This window comes from Methylomicrobium lacus, assembly GCF_041897535.1.
GTDB lineage: Bacteria > Pseudomonadota > Gammaproteobacteria > Methylococcales > Methylomonadaceae > Methylomicrobium > Methylomicrobium lacus_A.
Map to the genome: position 1 here is coordinate 336,296 of NZ_CP169217.1, position 16,180 is coordinate 352,475.

12 protein-coding genes and 1 CRISPR repeat array are annotated in these 16,180 nt (G+C 51.9%); of the genes, 4 read left to right on the forward strand and 8 right to left on the reverse strand.

The window, feature by feature from the left end; translation table 11 throughout:
* The first annotated feature begins 18 nt into the window (after positions 1–18).
* Genes ACEPPP_RS01485 through sufT form a run of 3 tightly spaced genes read left to right on the forward strand, consistent with a single transcriptional unit; the run spans position 19 to position 1,945 of the window.
* Positions 19–669, forward strand: coding sequence for an HAD family hydrolase (locus ACEPPP_RS01485; protein ID WP_374090863.1), 651 nt, complete (start codon positions 19–21; stop codon positions 667–669).
* Positions 660–1,388 carry an SDR family NAD(P)-dependent oxidoreductase gene (locus tag ACEPPP_RS01490; protein WP_374089294.1) on the forward strand — a complete coding sequence of 243 codons (729 nt, stop codon included), beginning with the start codon at positions 660–662 and terminating at the stop codon, positions 1,386–1,388. Before ACEPPP_RS01485 ends, ACEPPP_RS01490 begins: the two co-directional genes overlap by 10 nt.
* A gap of 8 nt (positions 1,389–1,396) precedes the next feature.
* Entirely contained in the window at positions 1,397–1,945 is a 549-nt protein-coding gene (sufT, locus tag ACEPPP_RS01495) for a putative Fe-S cluster assembly protein SufT (protein WP_374089295.1), read from the forward strand.
* A gap of 131 nt (positions 1,946–2,076) precedes the next feature.
* A CRISPR array of direct repeats spans positions 2,077–4,267; the repeat unit is 28 nt; unit sequence TTTCTAAGCTGCCTGCGCGGCAGCGAAC.
* A gap of 131 nt (positions 4,268–4,398) precedes the next feature.
* On the opposite strand, the gene cas6f is transcribed toward sufT, so the two are convergent.
* From cas6f to cas1f, 6 genes are read right to left on the reverse strand one after another with little or no spacing between them, the layout of a single operon-like run.
* Complete coding sequence (cas6f, locus tag ACEPPP_RS01500) at positions 4,399–4,983, reverse strand: type I-F CRISPR-associated endoribonuclease Cas6/Csy4 (protein WP_374089296.1); 585 nt, start codon at positions 4,981–4,983, stop codon at positions 4,399–4,401.
* 3 nt (positions 4,984–4,986) lie between these two features.
* Positions 4,987–6,003, reverse strand: a complete 1,017-nt coding sequence (csy3, locus tag ACEPPP_RS01505; RefSeq protein WP_374089297.1) for a type I-F CRISPR-associated protein Csy3 — start codon at positions 6,001–6,003, stop codon at positions 4,987–4,989.
* Between the two features lie 3 nt (positions 6,004–6,006).
* Positions 6,007–6,930, reverse strand: coding sequence for a type I-F CRISPR-associated protein Csy2 (gene csy2 / locus ACEPPP_RS01510; RefSeq protein WP_374089298.1), 924 nt, complete (start codon positions 6,928–6,930; stop codon positions 6,007–6,009).
* Positions 6,927–8,327 carry a type I-F CRISPR-associated protein Csy1 gene (locus ACEPPP_RS01515; protein ID WP_374089299.1) on the reverse strand — a complete coding sequence of 467 codons (1,401 nt, stop codon included), beginning with the start codon at positions 8,325–8,327 and terminating at the stop codon, positions 6,927–6,929. The genes csy2 and ACEPPP_RS01515 overlap by 4 nt, the downstream gene beginning before the upstream one ends.
* Before the next feature lie 12 nt (positions 8,328–8,339).
* Positions 8,340–11,660 carry a type I-F CRISPR-associated helicase Cas3f gene (gene cas3f, locus ACEPPP_RS01520; protein ID WP_374089300.1) on the reverse strand — a complete coding sequence of 1,107 codons (3,321 nt, stop codon included), beginning with the start codon at positions 11,658–11,660 and terminating at the stop codon, positions 8,340–8,342.
* Positions 11,661–11,662: 2 nt separating this feature from the next.
* Positions 11,663–12,604, reverse strand: a complete 942-nt coding sequence (cas1f, locus tag ACEPPP_RS01525; RefSeq protein WP_374089301.1) for a type I-F CRISPR-associated endonuclease Cas1f — start codon at positions 12,602–12,604, stop codon at positions 11,663–11,665.
* Between the two features lie 366 nt (positions 12,605–12,970).
* On the opposite strand from cas1f, the gene ACEPPP_RS01530 reads away from it, so the two are divergent.
* Positions 12,971–13,282: a hypothetical protein gene (locus ACEPPP_RS01530; RefSeq protein ID WP_374089302.1), complete on the forward strand. Its 312-nt coding sequence runs from the start codon at positions 12,971–12,973 to the stop codon at positions 13,280–13,282.
* 346 nt (positions 13,283–13,628) lie between these two features.
* Here ACEPPP_RS01530 and ACEPPP_RS01535 read toward each other — a convergent pair whose 3' ends face one another.
* Complete coding sequence (locus tag ACEPPP_RS01535) at positions 13,629–14,723, reverse strand: hypothetical protein (RefSeq protein ID WP_374089303.1); 1,095 nt, start codon at positions 14,721–14,723, stop codon at positions 13,629–13,631.
* Between the two features lie 33 nt (positions 14,724–14,756).
* A complete protein-coding gene (locus ACEPPP_RS01540) occupies positions 14,757–16,115 on the reverse strand; it encodes a hypothetical protein (protein ID WP_374089304.1) in 1,359 nt (452 codons plus the stop codon).
* Positions 16,116–16,180: the final 65 nt, after the last annotated feature.

The window sequence follows — 16,180 nt, forward strand, 5'->3', positions numbered from 1 at the left end:
GTGGGACTTCGCTGCGTCATGTTCGATCTGGACGGCACGCTGGTCGATACCGCACCGGACCTGTTGCGCTGCCTGAATAGCGCCCTGGTTCAGCACGGATTTGCCGAGGCCAGCCCGATTGCGGTCAAGCCGTTCATTTCTTTCGGTTCGCGCGCGATGATCAAAGCCAGCCTGACTACGCCCGTCGATAAACACACCGAGGAAGCCTTGCTCGCCACGATGCTCGATTGCTATGAAAATCATATCGCCGATCACTCAGTGTTTTTTGCCGGCATCGAAGACACCCTGGACAAGATCGAGACGCAAGGCCTGAAATGGGGCGTGGTGACGAATAAGCGCCAACGCTTCACGAATCCGTTGATGGCGGCATTGAAGCTGACCGACCGGGCCGCCTGCATCGTCAGCGGCGACACGACCGCTTTCGAAAAACCGCACCCCGAACCGATGCTGGCCGCCTGCAGGCAGGCCGGCGTCGAACCCAGGCACTGCGTCTATGTCGGCGATGCCAGCCACGACATCGCGGCCGGCAAAAACGCGAACATGAAGACGCTGGCCGCGCGTTACGGCTACCTGAAGCCCGGCGACCTGCCGGAAACCTGGGGCGCGGACGCGGTGATCGAATCGCCCCTGCAAATTACCGACTGGATAGGAGCGCATCTATGCCGCTGAGCAAACAAGTGATTCTGATTACCGGCGCGGGCGGCGGCCTCGGCGCGACCGCCGCGTTGGCCCTGGCCAAGCACGGCGCGCATGTGATCCTGCTCGACAACAAGCTGCCGAAGCTCGAAGCGGTTTATGACCAGATCGTCGAGGCCGGCGCGCCCGAACCGATCCTGTATCCGTTCGACCTGGCCGGCGCGACCGAGAACGACTTTCAGGAACTGGCCGATCGGATCGAGGAAAAATACGGCTCGCTGCAAGGCATCCTGCATTCGGCGGTCGAATTCAGCGGCTTCACGCCGCTGTCGCTGCTCGGCACCAAGGAATGGGGCCATGCGTTGAACGTAAATCTGAACGGCCCGTTCCTGCTCTGCCGGGTGTTGTTGCCGGTGCTGCAAAAAAGCGAGTACGCGGCGATCGTGTTCACCTCCGACTCCTCCGCCCGCAACACGCCGGCCTATTCCGGCGTCTACGGCGTGTCCAAATGCGCGGTGGAAGGCCTGGCGCACATACTGGCCGAGGAAGTCGAGGCCTTCGGCAAAATCCGGGTCAATATCATGGTCCCCGGCCCCGTCGATTCGCCGCTGCACAAAAAAGCCTATCCGGGCGTCGACAACAGCAGGCTGCCTTCCATGGAATCTCTCGCGCCGGTTTACCTTTATCTTTTCGGCCCGCAAAGCATCGGCGTGAACGGCCAGATCATCGATGCGCGGACTTTTCATCTCTAACCACCTTTATGTCTGAACGAGAAGCCTTTGTCCTAACCCGCGACGTCAACATCATTACGATACCGGACGGCGTTCCCGACACCCTGAAAAAGGGCGAAACGGTCGTGATTCACCAGTCGCTCGGCAACAATTACACGGTCGTGACCGAGTTCGGCCACATGGTGCGGATCGCCGGCAGCGACGCCGACGCGCTCGGCAAGGAAACCCACGAACTGCATACGCTGGTTTCCGACACCAGTCCCGAGGCGGTCGAGAAAAACTGCTGGGAAGTGATGAAGACGGTTTACGATCCCGAGATTCCGGTCAACATCGTCGATCTGGGATTGGTGTATTCCTGCAAGGTCACCCAGGTCGATGACCACTTGAACGACGTGCACGTCCGCATGACCTTGACCGCGCCCGGCTGCGGCATGGGACCTGTGATCCAGAGCGATGTCGAAAAGTGCATCCGCGCCCTGCCCGGCGTCGATCATGTGATCGTCGAAATCGTGCTCGACCCGCCTTGGTCTCGCGAGATGATGTCGGAGGTCGCGCAGTTGCAGTTAGGACTGTATTAATTCAGACAGTATTTTCGCATCGCTCCCAGTTGTGCGCTTAGCGTGCGATCGGCATCTTTGCTAAGCGATGACTTGAAACGATACGGACGGGTTTACAAAACCAGTCCGGCAAAGAAGGCTTTGATCAATCTTTTCAAAGCTGCCTGCGCGGCAGCGAACAACGCATTATTTTGGCAAAAAAATACCCGCACGTTTCAAAGCTGCCTGCGCGGCAGCGAACCGGCGCGTCAAGCGCGACGTGCTGACGCTGAATTTCTAAGCTGCCTGCGCGGCAGCGAACTTCGACAGTCGATCCTTTAGCATGTTCTGTCTTTTCTAAGCTGCCTGCGCGGCAGCGAACTCACCTGGGAAAACTACCGCGGCACGGACGACTTTCTAAGCTGCCTGCGCGGCAGCGAACAGTATGGCATCACGAGTCAAAATATCATTTGATTTCTAAGCTGCCTGCGCGGCAGCGAACTGGGCGACACGAAACATCATCCGCCGGCGTTTTTTCTAAGCTGCCTGCGCGGCAGCGAACTCGGGAATTTATGCGAATACTACTTTAGGATTTTTCTAAGCTGCCTGCGCGGCAGCGAACGCCATCTCGTCCACGCGCAAAGGTTTGGACCATTTCTAAGCTGCCTGCGCGGCAGCGAACGCGCTTGGCGACCTGGTGGGCACTACCGCGATTTTCTAAGCTGCCTGCGCGGCAGCGAACAAGGTCAGGGCCGGCGGCAACAAGGCGCGCAATTTCTAAGCTGCCTGCGCGGCAGCGAACATGGCGTTTCCATCTCAGGGACATACGATGAATTTCTAAGCTGCCTGCGCGGCAGCGAACGAATACATCCCTGTCAAAGCCGAGCCGGTTATTTTCTAAGCTGCCTGCGCGGCAGCGAACAGTTCACGACGAACGAGGTAGCGAATCCATTCTTTCTAAGCTGCCTGCGCGGCAGCGAACGTTTCTCTATTGATCTTATGCGCCTCTCAATTTTTCTAAGCTGCCTGCGCGGCAGCGAACGCGAAGTCAAGGTCGGTTTCTGGCTTTGAGTTTTTCTAAGCTGCCTGCGCGGCAGCGAACATGGTTTCAGGCGCTGAAAAATGCCTGTTCATTTTCTAAGCTGCCTGCGCGGCAGCGAACAAATCGATAGTTGGACACACGAACAGGACTGATTTCTAAGCTGCCTGCGCGGCAGCGAACATAAAACGGCATGGAGAGAAATGGTTATTTCATTTCTAAGCTGCCTGCGCGGCAGCGAACCTGATGTTAATACTAAAGTAGCATTTGATATTTTTCTAAGCTGCCTGCGCGGCAGCGAACGCGGCGATTACTGCTGCTGGCCTCGCGTTATCTTTCTAAGCTGCCTGCGCGGCAGCGAACGCTCGCACATTGGCGGAGGAAATCATCGGACATTTCTAAGCTGCCTGCGCGGCAGCGAACAGCATCGCGTTGGTGATCACGCAATATCGGAATTTCTAAGCTGCCTGCGCGGCAGCGAACACCATTCCAGAATCAAGTTTTCCTTTTGGTTTTTTCTAAGCTGCCTGCGCGGCAGCGAACTGTGGTGCGCGTCTATACCGTCAACGTGCGCTTTTCTAAGCTGCCTGCGCGGCAGCGAACTATATTCAATTCCGTAATATATGCATTGAGGGCTTTCTAAGCTGCCTGCGCGGCAGCGAACATCTCCTATCTATTTTTTTCTCAGCTCATACTTTTCTAAGCTGCCTGCGCGGCAGCGAACGTCATCAAGAGCTTCAAGCAAATCAGGTGCGGCTTTCTAAGCTGCCTGCGCGGCAGCGAACCACCGAGAAATACTGGCGGAATAGTGGATGATTTTCTAAGCTGCCTGCGCGGCAGCGAACGCCGTCTCTGGCGTTAGTTTGATATTCCTGGATTTCTAAGCTGCCTGCGCGGCAGCGAACGTCGGGGATTTTTTGGCTAAATGAATCGAGTATTTCTAAGCTGCCTGCGCGGCAGCGAACTCCTGCTCGAATACTATATAGATTCGACAACATTTCTAAGCTGCCTGCGCGGCAGCGAACGTTTTTGGTATATCGCGCGACATAAGTTCCTCTTTCTAAGCTGCCTGCGCGGCAGCGAACTTTTTTAACTCTATGTTAAGATTTTTTGCAATTTTCTAAGCTGCCTGCGCGGCAGCGAACGCGCAATCTTTCCCTGTGTGATTTCATCGACATTTCTAAGCTGCCTGCGCGGCAGCGAACAGCGTTGCAGTCCGGTCATAGGCTTGCGCTATTTTCTAAGCTGCCTGCGCGGCAGCGAACCATAATAACTGTACAGTTCCGTGCCTGTTAGCTTTCTAAGCTGCCTGCGCGGCAGCGAACTGATTATAAAGAACTTCGAAGCCAGTTGCGTAGCGGTTTCAAAAGGATTTAACCCGATTTACCCATCCCGAAAACCGCATCACGCAACTAACTGATTTTTATCACATTTTTAAAGAGCGCAAAAAATTGGGTCAAAATTCCGGGACAGCGGTCGTGGCGCTTAGGCCGTAACTGCTGAAACAGGCACCCGAGGATTCCGAGACCAAGGTTTTTTTAATCCATAAACAAAAAGTTTGCTCGCTGCTCAAGCTTTTCAGACGAATATATGGCGTGGGAATGCGAATCGGAGCCATGTCTCCATAGTGCCGCAAAGCCTCGTCGTAGCTTACCTTATGCCGAACCGCATAACGGCGGGCCAAACGCTCTTTGTTGGTTTTGGGTTGCTGGCGTTGGTAAACCGCGTAACCCGCAAGCTTCTCCGGCACCGGGCGAATGCGCGTGCAATGCACGTAATCGCTCAGCCGATCCAGCCACTTTGCGGCGTCAAACCGATCCAGCGTGGCTTCGTCTTGAGCAAACAGTCGGCACTTACCGCCCAGCGCGCTATTTTTTTCACCTGTCACATATTCGGGAAAGCCAACCCCAATCGGCACCTGTTTCCGATCATCCTGCATTTCCACGAGTCCTAGGTGGATTTGTTGGAAGACTTTGGACCACAGGAAGTTGAGATTGACCTCGGGGTTTGGCAGTAACGTAATTTCACGATAAAAGCGCATAGCCTAATCCTTGCCGCTTTGCCCGAATACGCCGCCGCGGACTAACACCGCCATGACGTAGTGTTCCTGGTTTTTGTCAGCCAGTTTTTCGCCCAAGGCAAATCGATCGAACAGCGTGTAAAAATCGGCTTTTTCTTTTGGGCTGCGGAAAGCTTTACCTAAATTGGTCACGGCACCGTAAGGCTCTATGGCAATTGGGCCAATTTGCGCTTCGTCAAAATCGGGATACCAGGTGTCAATGGTGCGTATTGCGTTGCCGATTTTTTGCGAATGCATGGCGGCAACGTCGTTTACCTGATACAAAATTTTGCTTTTGTCGCCTTTGCCTTTATCCAACACCAATTCTTCGCTGGGATAGACTTCTTGGGCTTTACCGACCAAGGCGTAGGCATCTACCGTGATGAGCAAATACGGCAATTTACCGCTTAGGGCATCGGCAATTTTGTTTGTCAGGGTTTGCAGCTCCGGATTGGAAGAGTCGAAGTTACGTAACGAAAACTGTTTCGCATCGAAGGTTAAGGGACTGTCGTCACCGGTATTCACAACGACTTCAATTTTTTCCGCCCCGACGCGGTTACGCCACAAATAGCGGCCATTGGCAATGTTGCTGGCGTAGCGTTTTGCCAGTTCGTTAAAGCCTTCTTGTTCGATATACGCTTGCGCCACTTTCGGATAGGACGCGTTAAAATTGGGTCCATTGCTGGCAGAGGGTTTATCGACGCCGCCCAATACTTTAAGCGTGAAAGAAAGGTGCAGCGTGTCTTGATCCTCACCGAGGGCGCACGCATCCACTTTTTGCAGATTGGGTTTTTCGACTTCGGCGTTGAGTTTCAATGGGTCATTTTGGACAGCCGGCTTCAAGCGATTTGAAATCGTGCCGCGTACCGATTTTTCAATCAGTTTCAAGGGCGTTGAATTGGATGTGCGGCGTTCATGCCAGTGAGTTCCGTATAAGTAACCATCCGAAGGCACTAATTTTTTCTCGAAAGCCAATACGGTTGCATCGTTTTTAATCGCCATTTGTTAATCTCCGAGGGTATTTGCGGTTGTAAGGGTTTGGCAAAGGTACAAATTCTGTTCGGCGTCGACACGGTATTGCCAGAGCATGTCGTCCAAGGCCTTGATGCGGTAAGGCATGACAAATTCGCCAAGCGTAACCACGCTTTCGGCAAAGCGGTGCGGCGTTTGGGTATCGCGTTGATGTTTGGCGGTTACAAGCTCTGAAATGCCCTGAAAGCCGGTGGCAATCGGCACCAGCCAACCCGGCGTTTTGCGGGTGCTCGTCCAGGTCACCTTGCCATCATCATCCTGACTGGCTCGGTGCATGACTTTCAGGTGGTCGAGCAAGGCGTCCAATGCGTCTTTGCCCTCTTCCTGCATGGTTTGCACCATCAAGTCGCGGCGCTCGATCAGCACATGACCCAGCATCAGTTTTGTTAGCGTTCGTTTGATGTCTTGATCGTTGTCTTCATCAACCGCAAGCGTCTCAACGGGTTTAACAGATAACACATCGCCCCCGGCGAATTTCATGCGCATCAATTGGGTATTGACCACGTTTATAAACTGGTCCAGGTCATCGCTATCGAGCCCTTGATATTCGACCAAAAGCGATACTTCCAAGTGGCAACGGGCTTCTTCGACAAAAGCCGGGCGTTCAGCATTTTTAGGCTTCTCCTTAGTAGGCTTGTAATCTAAAGGATTAGATGTGCCGACAATAGAATGGACAAAATCGCCCGGCCCTTTGTAGGTCTGTAAATCGAACTGATGACAGCTCACCGCCACACCGGTAAGTTGCACATCGCGCAAACTCTGTCGATGCAAATGCCGCTGCAACGCATGCACGGCGCCCAGCCATGCAGACATCGCCGGAAAGCCGATGGTGTAGGGGCTGCTAATGGCGTTGGCGTTGTGGATTTTGATGTGCGGCAGTAATAAAAATCGTCTCATTTGAAAAACTCCCGGTCACTACTGATCGCTTCTTCTGCAACACCACGAATGTGTTTTAACTCGTCGTCACTGAGCTTGATATGTATGTCTTTAAATGAATATTCATAGGCATGGATTATCCAATGCCCAAAACTGCCAGCAATCTCATCAATCCAGTCGTGTTGACTTTCTCTTTGCTCAAAGTAAGCATCATCTAGCCAAATGCGTTGGGCAAGCGGCAACGATAGATAATGAGTTCTGTTAGACCAACCAACATCATAAGCTCTGATTTTAAATGCGCTTTGTAGCACTTGATCAATAATGAATTTGAGCGTGTTTCTGATACCATCGCGGATATGAACATTATTTACTTCTAAGCCAATTAAATTATGCAGCGTTTGAAAACTCTCTTCAAATTTCTTAATACGCAAACTATTTCTAAAAAAATCCTGTTTTGGCAAACGTATTTCTCGCCATTTTATTTCAGACGGTATGCTTGGCAATAAATAAGCTATGCCTTTATTCCTAACATTCAGATAGCTAACATTACCCATCTTGGTAAATTCATTATGACTAAAGCCAATTTCTGTTAAACCAAACACCTCATCGAATCCATCAGGGTGAAACTTATTATCTTTTTTTAACGCTCTGATTGGCAGCCCTTCAAACTTGTGGTTAAAACCATCGATGCGATTTTTTACCTCGAACAACAACATTGAAGGAGTTACTACAGAGAGTAAATGATAATCTTCGCTCTCAGCCTGAACCGGAAAGTAAACCTGTCTAATAAGCTCATGTGTTGCTTGCTGCCTATCTTCACCATAAAACACTGATAAACATAGGTCCTTAAATTTATCGTATTCAATATTAATCTTTTCAATAAATTCAATTATCTCAACAGAGTCATTCAAGAAAATATCAATTAACTGGCTACCATCTTTTAAAGCTATCTCCAACAAGGTATACAGCTCGAAAATTAGTGTATTTGTGGCCGCATTGCCAGAAACATCAACCTTTACCTCAAGGCGGGCATTGCCTGTTTTTAAATAACCATCGTCCTTGTGTTCACCGTAAAAAAGAAAAGAGGACGCATCTTTAACTTTTGGATTTGTGAATTTTGCCGGATGTGTGGTTACATTTGGCCTTGCTTTGCTAGACACATCATAAAACCACCTATTAATCTCATATTTTGAATCTGCTTCAGGTTGAAATTTAGCTACAGCTTTAGAAATTGCCTCATCTAACTTCTGTTTTTCTTGTGCCAACTTTTCATTATCAGATTCAGTATTTTTTGATTTTTCAAGAAATTGGTTATATTTTGCTCTTTTGTCTCTAGTTTCTTGAGCTACTTTCTTGTCTAAGAAATCCGCCCTTTGATCATGCAAAAACTGGTTTATTACATTAATTATTTCACTCATCTGCTTTTACCTTTACTTTAGGGAAAATATCCCAAACTGATCTGAATAAACCAGAGATTGGTTATCCCTATCAGGTATTGTGATTTCTCCAAACCGCCTGGATTTTATTTCCATAATTCTCTCGTCTTGTGTTTCTTCGTAACCGCTATCCAGTAGCTGACGAAGCCCGGTTTCATAGCTTCTTTCCAGCCATAACTTGCGGCGCAACACCTCTGCGATTGGCTTTGCCCGCTGAATGTGGTTGATCTGCTCACGCGGAATAAACTCGCCACGCTCGTTTTTTTCACAAAATACCGCCTTACCATCCTGCCAAACCAAATACAGCGTTATATCGGGATTGCTTTCACGGAAACGGTTTAGCTGTTGCGGCACAGCCGTTAGCCACCAACATTCACTTAGCCATGCTTGTAACCCTTGCGGGCCTTTGTCTTGGTATTGGGTCAGGCTGTTATGCATGGCCTGATGCTCCAGGTCTGCCAATTGATGTTTGGGTCGCAGGTTTTCGGGTTGCTGTATCCGGGGAATGGCGTTGATAGCGGCATTTAACGCCGCCTCATCGACCAACTGACACAAATCGTGCGAAACCAGCCTTAAGCTATTAACTTCATAGCCTGGGCGGCAATAAGCCGGTTTGCCTTCGTGACGTAACGCTCTCAGGTTATATTGCATGATCGAGATATTGTGCTGATCGACGCCGGCTTGCCGGTGGCGGCGTACACGACCTGCAAGCTGGATAATCGAACGATAGGAGGACGGCTCGATAACCGCCCAATCAAAATCATGGTCTCGTCCTACTTCTTCTACCGGCGTTGCTACCAGGATGAATAGCACATGCTGTGCTGCCGTTGTGGCAAGATGCTCTCGAATAACCGGATTGTTAAATGCATCCGGCATAGCGCCAGGTTGCTCTTTACGCTTTAGCACCGCATCCAAATGTTGTTCTTGTTGATGGCGCAACAGCAGAACTTGCCGACTGTGGTAAGCCATGATTTTGGGCGCCATCGCCTCGCCCCAATCGGCCTGAAGTAAAAAGTGGCTTAGTTCTATACAGGGAGGGATATTCGCTATGCGAATGACACCGAAAGACACCTGCTTACCGGTTTTTTCGTCAACCGTATAGTGTTGTTGGTGTAGTTCGATAGCCGTTTGTTTGATCTTTTCAAAATAGTGCAGTTGTAGAGAGGCTTGATCGGTTTTCTCTGCTAACAAATCGTCGCAACGGACAATATAGGCTTTGCGCTTGACGGGTTGCTTTTGCAAATTGGCTACCCGTTTGACGATGAATTGTCGATGATGCTCCCGGTAGTTTTGGCAGCGTAATATTGCGTCGTTTTTCTCCAGGCTGTGAACCTCAGTGCCAAATTCATCGACCCAGGCACAGGCGATATGCGGATGAGCTTCCTTAAAATGACTGTGTAGCGTCCAGCCTGCCTGATAGGCGTTGAAAAACCCTTCGGCTAATGCCGGCGGAATCGTAGCGGATGAAATCATCACCTTGCGCCCCAACATGCCGGCCAGATGAATCAAGCGGCCAATGGCGATTAAATCCTTGCCGTCAAAATCATCGACTTCATCAATCACCAAGTCGGAAGACAGCAAGCGCAAACAGGGCAAAATGTATTTGCCGCCGCGGATGGTTTCTGTTGCCGCAATGATATGGTCTATGGTGCAAGCTAAAACCGGCTTGTACAGAAAGGCTTTGTTTTTCTCGGCCAGCTTGGGGTTTTGTTTCGGAAACACCGCATCCAGAAATTCGGCGGTGGGTGCCTCGGCGTAATCCAAATCTTCTTCCAACAATGTTTCCATCGACTCGGAACCCGATTCTTCATAGGTCGGCTGCTCTTCGTGTTGCTGTCTGGCTTTTTCGTGCAGCTCTTTGACGGCTGACGAACCGATTAAAACCGCCAGTTCGTCGCTTTTCAGACCGATACGATCTCGGTATTCATCGCCGGTTTGCAAAGTCAAGGTGCGCAAACCCAGCGCTAAGATAAAGCGCAAACTTTCGCCATCGCTGGATAACGCCCTCATGACTTTGGCGTTGGCAACGGTTTTACCGCATCCTGTACTGGCCATATTGACAACAAACCAACCATAGCCTTTATCGTTAAACGCCTGCTGTTGGTTTTTAAAGCCTGTGATTTTTTCAACGACTTTGTCTTGCCATTCGTAGCCTTTAGGGCTTTTCTGTTTTAGATTTTTTATGTCGTAAGCCGCAGCCATATCGGTGGTAAACCGCGACATGGTTTGGCTGATATGCAAGGCATGATCGCTGACATGAACCAAATGCTCATCCAATTTTTGCTTGAGATTGCGTTGCTTGTCGGTGTTGGCGAAGAGCGAAATCTCGCTGTTCCAGATCTTATCGGCATCGCAAGAGGAATAGTAGTGATCGCCCAGCATCAAGCTGAGTCGGGCATGATGAAGCAGCAGTCGGTAAGCGCCGTTATCCATTAGTTGCTGGATTTGCGGCTGGGTTTGCAGTAATTTAACCGACCATTTTTTGAGTCGCTTGAGCCATGGAGTTGACTGGCTAAGTAGGCCTTCGGGAAACTCGAAACATGCTTTTAGTCTTTTTTCATCGTCGTTTTTATTTTGATAATTCCAAGCCGAAGTGATGCTTTTCAGCATTCTTTGCCGGCTTTCTCTAGTTTGTCCTGCTTCCTCCTTTGGATCATCCCGATAAGGCAAACGGTGGTGGGTCAGAATAAGCCATCCCACCAGCTGAGCAATAGGAGGTATAGCGTCTAATGGCTTGGGGTTGTTACCGATAACAACCTGTTTTAGTGCTTGCTCGTTGAGTTCTCCGCCAGCCAACAACTGCAACCAGCCTTCATCCGTATCTCCGGCATGCTGAACCAGAGCGTTTAATAGCAAACAGGAAATCCATTCATGGCGTAATGGATCGCCCAGTTTGGAAGAGGCTTTAAGCTTGCTTTGAAATAGTGCCGTAGCTTTGCCCCAATCATGCAGCAATGCCGCAATCGCCACCAAGGCTTTAATAGCAGGCAAATATTGCCAATCATTCTCCCATTGGCTATTCATCAAGTTTTTCTGAGTGCTATTCACCGGCACTATCCCTTCGGCATTAAACCGCTTCCGATTCCCCACAATCCAAACCAACTCGCTCCGGCTTCTGGACCGTATCCAATGACAGGCCACGGCGGTATTTTTGGTCGCGGTTTTGCGCAGCAGGGTTTTGACGGCGATCAAGCCGTCTTCGGTAATCACGGTCTGCCAGGTGTTGTCGCCGATGCGGTTGGCGAAGGCGTCGAGAACGCGGCGGGTGCGGTTGAGGGCTTTTTTCTGGCATTGGCTGACGAAAGTCACCATCATGGCTAGGACTCCCGCAATGCTTGCTGTTTGACTTGCTCGAACATGAAATCCAAGGCCTTGTGTTCGGTGAATTTCTGGAGGCATTGCTGGCGAAATTCCTGCTCGCTGGTCTTTTCCTTGGCGCTGATAAACGCCCAGGGCAGGATGATGGCATCTTTGACGAGGTCGGCGACATCGAACACCAAGGCGCCGCGCCGGGTTTTACCGTGCATGACCGCAAAGCCGTGCGGGATGCCCAACACCCACAACGTGGTGGCGGCCAGGCCATAGGCCAGGTAGTTGCCGTGGTTCAAAAAGCCGTTGGCAAGATCGGTGGCTTGATGATCGCGGGTAAACTCGCTTTGCTGGGTGGTTTTGGCGGCGTAGCGGTAGAGCTGTTTGGTCAGCAGGGCTTCGCGTTGCAGCAGATCGCCGACTTTTTCGGCGGCTTCGATGTTATTGGCATAATTGTCCAAGGCGCCGGTTATGGCGCTATCGTCGATGAAGATGTTCTCCGCTTTGAGTTCCCGGTCTTTGTCCCAGACACGCCGGATGTATTCAATGCGGGCTTGCTGGAAGGCTTTGCCGACGGCCAGGCGTTGGGCGTCGTCGAACCAGAATTTAAGCCAGCCCTGAATGTATTCGGTGGGCCGGTATTCGCTTTGCGGCGTTAGCCATTCGATTTCGCTGCCTGAGAACAACGGCGTGCCGCCGCCTCCGCAAAAGCCGACCAGCACGCCGGCGCTGGCCAGCATGCGCATCGCCGCTTGGGTGATGGAGGTGCCGGTGCCGAGCAGGATGACCGTGGTATTGGCTATGGGGATGTTCCAGTAGAGATTCTCGTCCTTGGACTCTGTCAGGTAGAGAACCCGGCCGTCTTTTTGCATCACCCGGCATTTTTCCAGGTAATAAATGTTGGCCCGTTTGGAGTGTAAGATTGCTTTTAAGTCTGTTAATTGCTCCATCAACTTCAAATCCTTATGCGATTACCATAATTTTTTCAGTTCTATTCAGATGACTAATCCACCAGTTCTGTTGACTCGACCCATGCGCCCCCCCTGTTGGGATATCTTGCATTAACACAGCGCAGTCTTTGAGTTGCGAAAGTCATTTGCCTTCAGCTATGCACGCAAAGACCTGCCGCAAATGTTAGCGTGCCGGTTCTGTCCAGATTATTTTCCCATGTTAGCGCCGGCTTTGCACGCGAACACGTGGATTCGCTCCGACTATGGTGAAATCAAATGCGACAGATTTTTAATACTTGCCAATTCAAAAATCCGAACTACCTTATTAATGATCATTCCTTAATTTATTCTTAATAAGGTGCCGCCATGTCTACGACTCAAATAGAACGCAATCTCGATCCGTATTCTCTGGGAGTACAGCGTTGGTACGAGATTCGCCAGTTTTGGAACGATTGGAACCCTCTAGGCGTTGCCTGTGAAGGCATTCAGGATGAATACGATGAGTTTGTCATGTCAACGCTTAAACTGTTGGAACATGACTATTCACGGGAAGATATCGAAGTCTTTCTCATCCACCTGGTAAGAGATTATATGGGGCTTGGAGATGAGGGCGTCAGGAAAAGCAATCCCGGCGCTTTCGTTCAGAAAATTATGGAATGGAATCAGGGAAATCATTGACGCAGGAATGGTCATGAGCCATATCAAAACCCGCTGCCGTAGAACTCAGCGAGGAGCGTAGCGTAGCGCTCGCTCCTCGTTTTAAGAACCAATCCACGCCGGAAATATTTATTAGGCAACGTTTTCATGTTTTTTGACTAAAGCAAGTCTCAAAAACCTGAAACCGACCCCATTTTTACCCGCATTCGGGATCATAGATCCGTAGCGATCGATAACGAGTCACGGGCAGCAAAACTCGTGCGAGCGTCTACCCTTCGCGAACAATTCGGATGCGCTCAAGCAGCATAGCATCGGCCCTGCGCTGGAATGTAGAGGACATGATCTTCATAATAGGATGACTCCACCATTAAGGAGCTGGATGCAGCAGGAACGTGTAGAAATTACCGCTGATGTCGTTGTAGCCGGTCAAGACCGTACCGGCATCGTTGATATCGGTCGAGTGCACATTCCAGGCGACTCCGTTTGCTGATGCGGGGGCGAAAGCCTGGTTCGCGTTCAGATCGATGGGGATCGTGTTCACGGTGCTGCCCGCCGGCCACAGGATGGCGGTATAGCCATCGGGCGCAAAGGCGCCCGGCTTGACAGCGGTGCCGACCGCTACGCCCTGGCTATTGACCGACACGACGCTCAGGTTGCTGCTGCCGGGGTAGCTCAGTTCAATCAGGCTGCGGTGAGTGTGCTCATAGAGGAAAGTGCGATTTCCCGCGCAATTGCCCGCCACCCAGACCTGGCCGGTTGCCGCATTGACTTGGCTGATGCGCACTGGCCGGCAGTTAATGTCAGCGCCGGAATTATCCGTCAGATTGGGGATATCGATCACATCAACGCCATCCGCGACGAAGCTCTTCTGGACCTGGACATTGCTAGGGTTCGTGTACGTATACCAGCCGGTGACCATGCCCGCGTCATTGATGTCGACCGCGGTCTTTCCGGGTAGATTGGCAGATGCTAGGCTAGCGTTGTTCGTGTAAGTGACAGGCTGGTAAGCCCCAGAGATTGTGGACATCCCCACGGCCACGTGATTATTGTTGACCGCAAAGAGCCGAGTGTTGGTACCGCCCGGACGGGTGACGGTGCCACCGGAATAAAACCAAGCCCCATTGACATCGGCGCCGACCAGTTCGAGCGAGTCATTGATGGCCACCGCCTGCGCGTTCGCGGTGCTGCCAAACTTACTGGTCAGCTTGGTGACGCCCTTGCCGTCGAACAGCCAGGGGGCATTGTAGCAATAGGTGAACCTCTCATATCCGTTGATCGTCGAGCACTTGGCGACGAAATAACCCGTTACGGCGTCATTGCCGTTCATGCGGATGGCCGGTCCCGGGGAGTTTATCGATTGCGCGGTAAATCCGGCGGCATGGGTGGGTCCCACAAGCCCCGTGAGCAGGGTCGCCGCCGTGGCGGTCAAGAGTCTATTTTTCATAATATTCCAGTTTTTCATTGATGTTGAATCCGAGTATTGACGTCGCATTGGTTATTGGCTGTATCCGGAGGCGTAGATTTGGGTGCCGGATTTTGCCGACTTCCAGATCGCCCGGGCTTGGGCCTGGGTTTTAAGCGGATCGGTATCGGATCCCGCATCCAGAGCCAAAACTTCCTGGAAAGAAGAAAAGGCGGTCGATTTGCCGATCGTGGTCGCTTTGCCCCAAAGGTTGCCGGTCAATTTCGAGACTTGCGCAACGCCATGGTAATGATCGATCCAGCCAACCAATGCCAGGTTGCCATTCGGCGAAATGGCAACCTGGGTGGCGTAGGCGTCGACGGGGACCGTTGGATCAGTAAGGCGCTCAGCCTGGCTCCAGGTGCGATCGAGAGAGCCCCGGCTAACCCAGACGGAAGCTCTGTCGACACCGGGTGTCGGGTCAAAGATTGAAACCGCGACGACAGCATTACCGCGCGCATCAACCGCAAGGTCCGGGCTCAAGTAAGATGCCCCTAAAACAATCGATTCGATGATGGATGCCGGCGATGTCCACACGCCCGAAGAGTCCTGGCGTGTCGCCTCAAGGCCATACCCCATATAGACGACGGTCGCCAGACCCGCCGCATCGAGTGCGACTTGCGGGCCCGTGATGTAGCCCTGACTCGATGGCATGGTTTCGGATATCCGCACCGGCGCTGACCATGCTGAGCTAGACCTGCTCCGATAAACATATTCGACGCCGGTCCCGCTAACGTAACCGGTATAGGGCGACAACGAATAAGCAACCGCCGCATCGCCATCTGCGTTGACGGCGAGACTCAAATAAAGTCCGTCGTCAGTCGATCCGGAAAGCACCGTTTTGTCCCAGGAAGAGCTGTTCTTTCGCAGCGTCCCGGCCTGCACTACGTGGCGCGCACCATCCCACAGGGTCCAGGCGGCGGTCACGTTGCCGTCCTTATCAATGGCCACGGGTACCGGCGGCGTGATCGCAACGCCGCCGACCGGAGCACTGGCCAGTTCGTATCTTGTCCAATTTTGAGGACCTCCCGGCCTCATCACCGCGACCTGGATTTTCTGCAGCGGGTTGGTGGCGGTCGCCGCATCCTGGTAAGTCCACGAAACCGCCATCGTGCCGTCCGTACCGACAGCCACTTTGGGCCCCATCGAAAATCCGGTGTTGTCTGAGATGGTCAACGGCGAACCCCAGCGGCCGCCCGTTTGCACCGCAACGCCGATCGTCGCGCCACCGCCAATGTCATAGCGGTATTGATCCCAGGCGGCCAAGGCCTGCCCGCTTGCATTCACCGCCACATCGTTCAATTGCGAACCTCGGGTCGGATCGGGTTGGCCCACCGGCGAGATCGCGGTCGCCCCCGACCAGCCGCTTGCCGCCGCCAGTACCGGGGCCACGGGAGCACTCACAAGCACTAAAGAAAGCGCCGCATGGCCCACGGCAGAGCCGACGTGGCGGCTTG

What these genes read in the sequence shown, in the direction of transcription:
- ACEPPP_RS01530 (WP_374089302.1), top strand. Translation starts at nt 12,971, where the DNA reads ATGTCTACGACTCAAATAGAACGCAATCTCGATCCGTATTCTCTGGGA.
- csy3 (WP_374089297.1), bottom strand. Translation starts at nt 6,003, where the DNA reads ATGGCGATTAAAAACGATGCAACCGTATTGGCTTTCGAGAAAAAATTA.
- csy2 (WP_374089298.1), bottom strand. Translation starts at nt 6,930, where the DNA reads ATGAGACGATTTTTATTACTGCCGCACATCAAAATCCACAACGCCAAC.
- ACEPPP_RS01485 (WP_374090863.1), top strand. Translation starts at nt 19, where the DNA reads ATGTTCGATCTGGACGGCACGCTGGTCGATACCGCACCGGACCTGTTG.
- sufT (WP_374089295.1), top strand. Translation starts at nt 1,397, where the DNA reads ATGTCTGAACGAGAAGCCTTTGTCCTAACCCGCGACGTCAACATCATT.
- ACEPPP_RS01515 (WP_374089299.1), bottom strand. Translation starts at nt 8,327, where the DNA reads ATGAGTGAAATAATTAATGTAATAAACCAGTTTTTGCATGATCAAAGG.
- cas6f (WP_374089296.1), bottom strand. Translation starts at nt 4,983, where the DNA reads ATGCGCTTTTATCGTGAAATTACGTTACTGCCAAACCCCGAGGTCAAT.
- cas1f (WP_374089301.1), bottom strand. Translation starts at nt 12,604, where the DNA reads ATGGAGCAATTAACAGACTTAAAAGCAATCTTACACTCCAAACGGGCC.
- ACEPPP_RS01490 (WP_374089294.1), top strand. Translation starts at nt 660, where the DNA reads ATGCCGCTGAGCAAACAAGTGATTCTGATTACCGGCGCGGGCGGCGGC.
- ACEPPP_RS01535 (WP_374089303.1), bottom strand. Translation starts at nt 14,723, where the DNA reads ATGAAAAACTGGAATATTATGAAAAATAGACTCTTGACCGCCACGGCG.
- cas3f (WP_374089300.1), bottom strand. Translation starts at nt 11,660, where the DNA reads ATGATGGTGACTTTCGTCAGCCAATGCCAGAAAAAAGCCCTCAACCGC.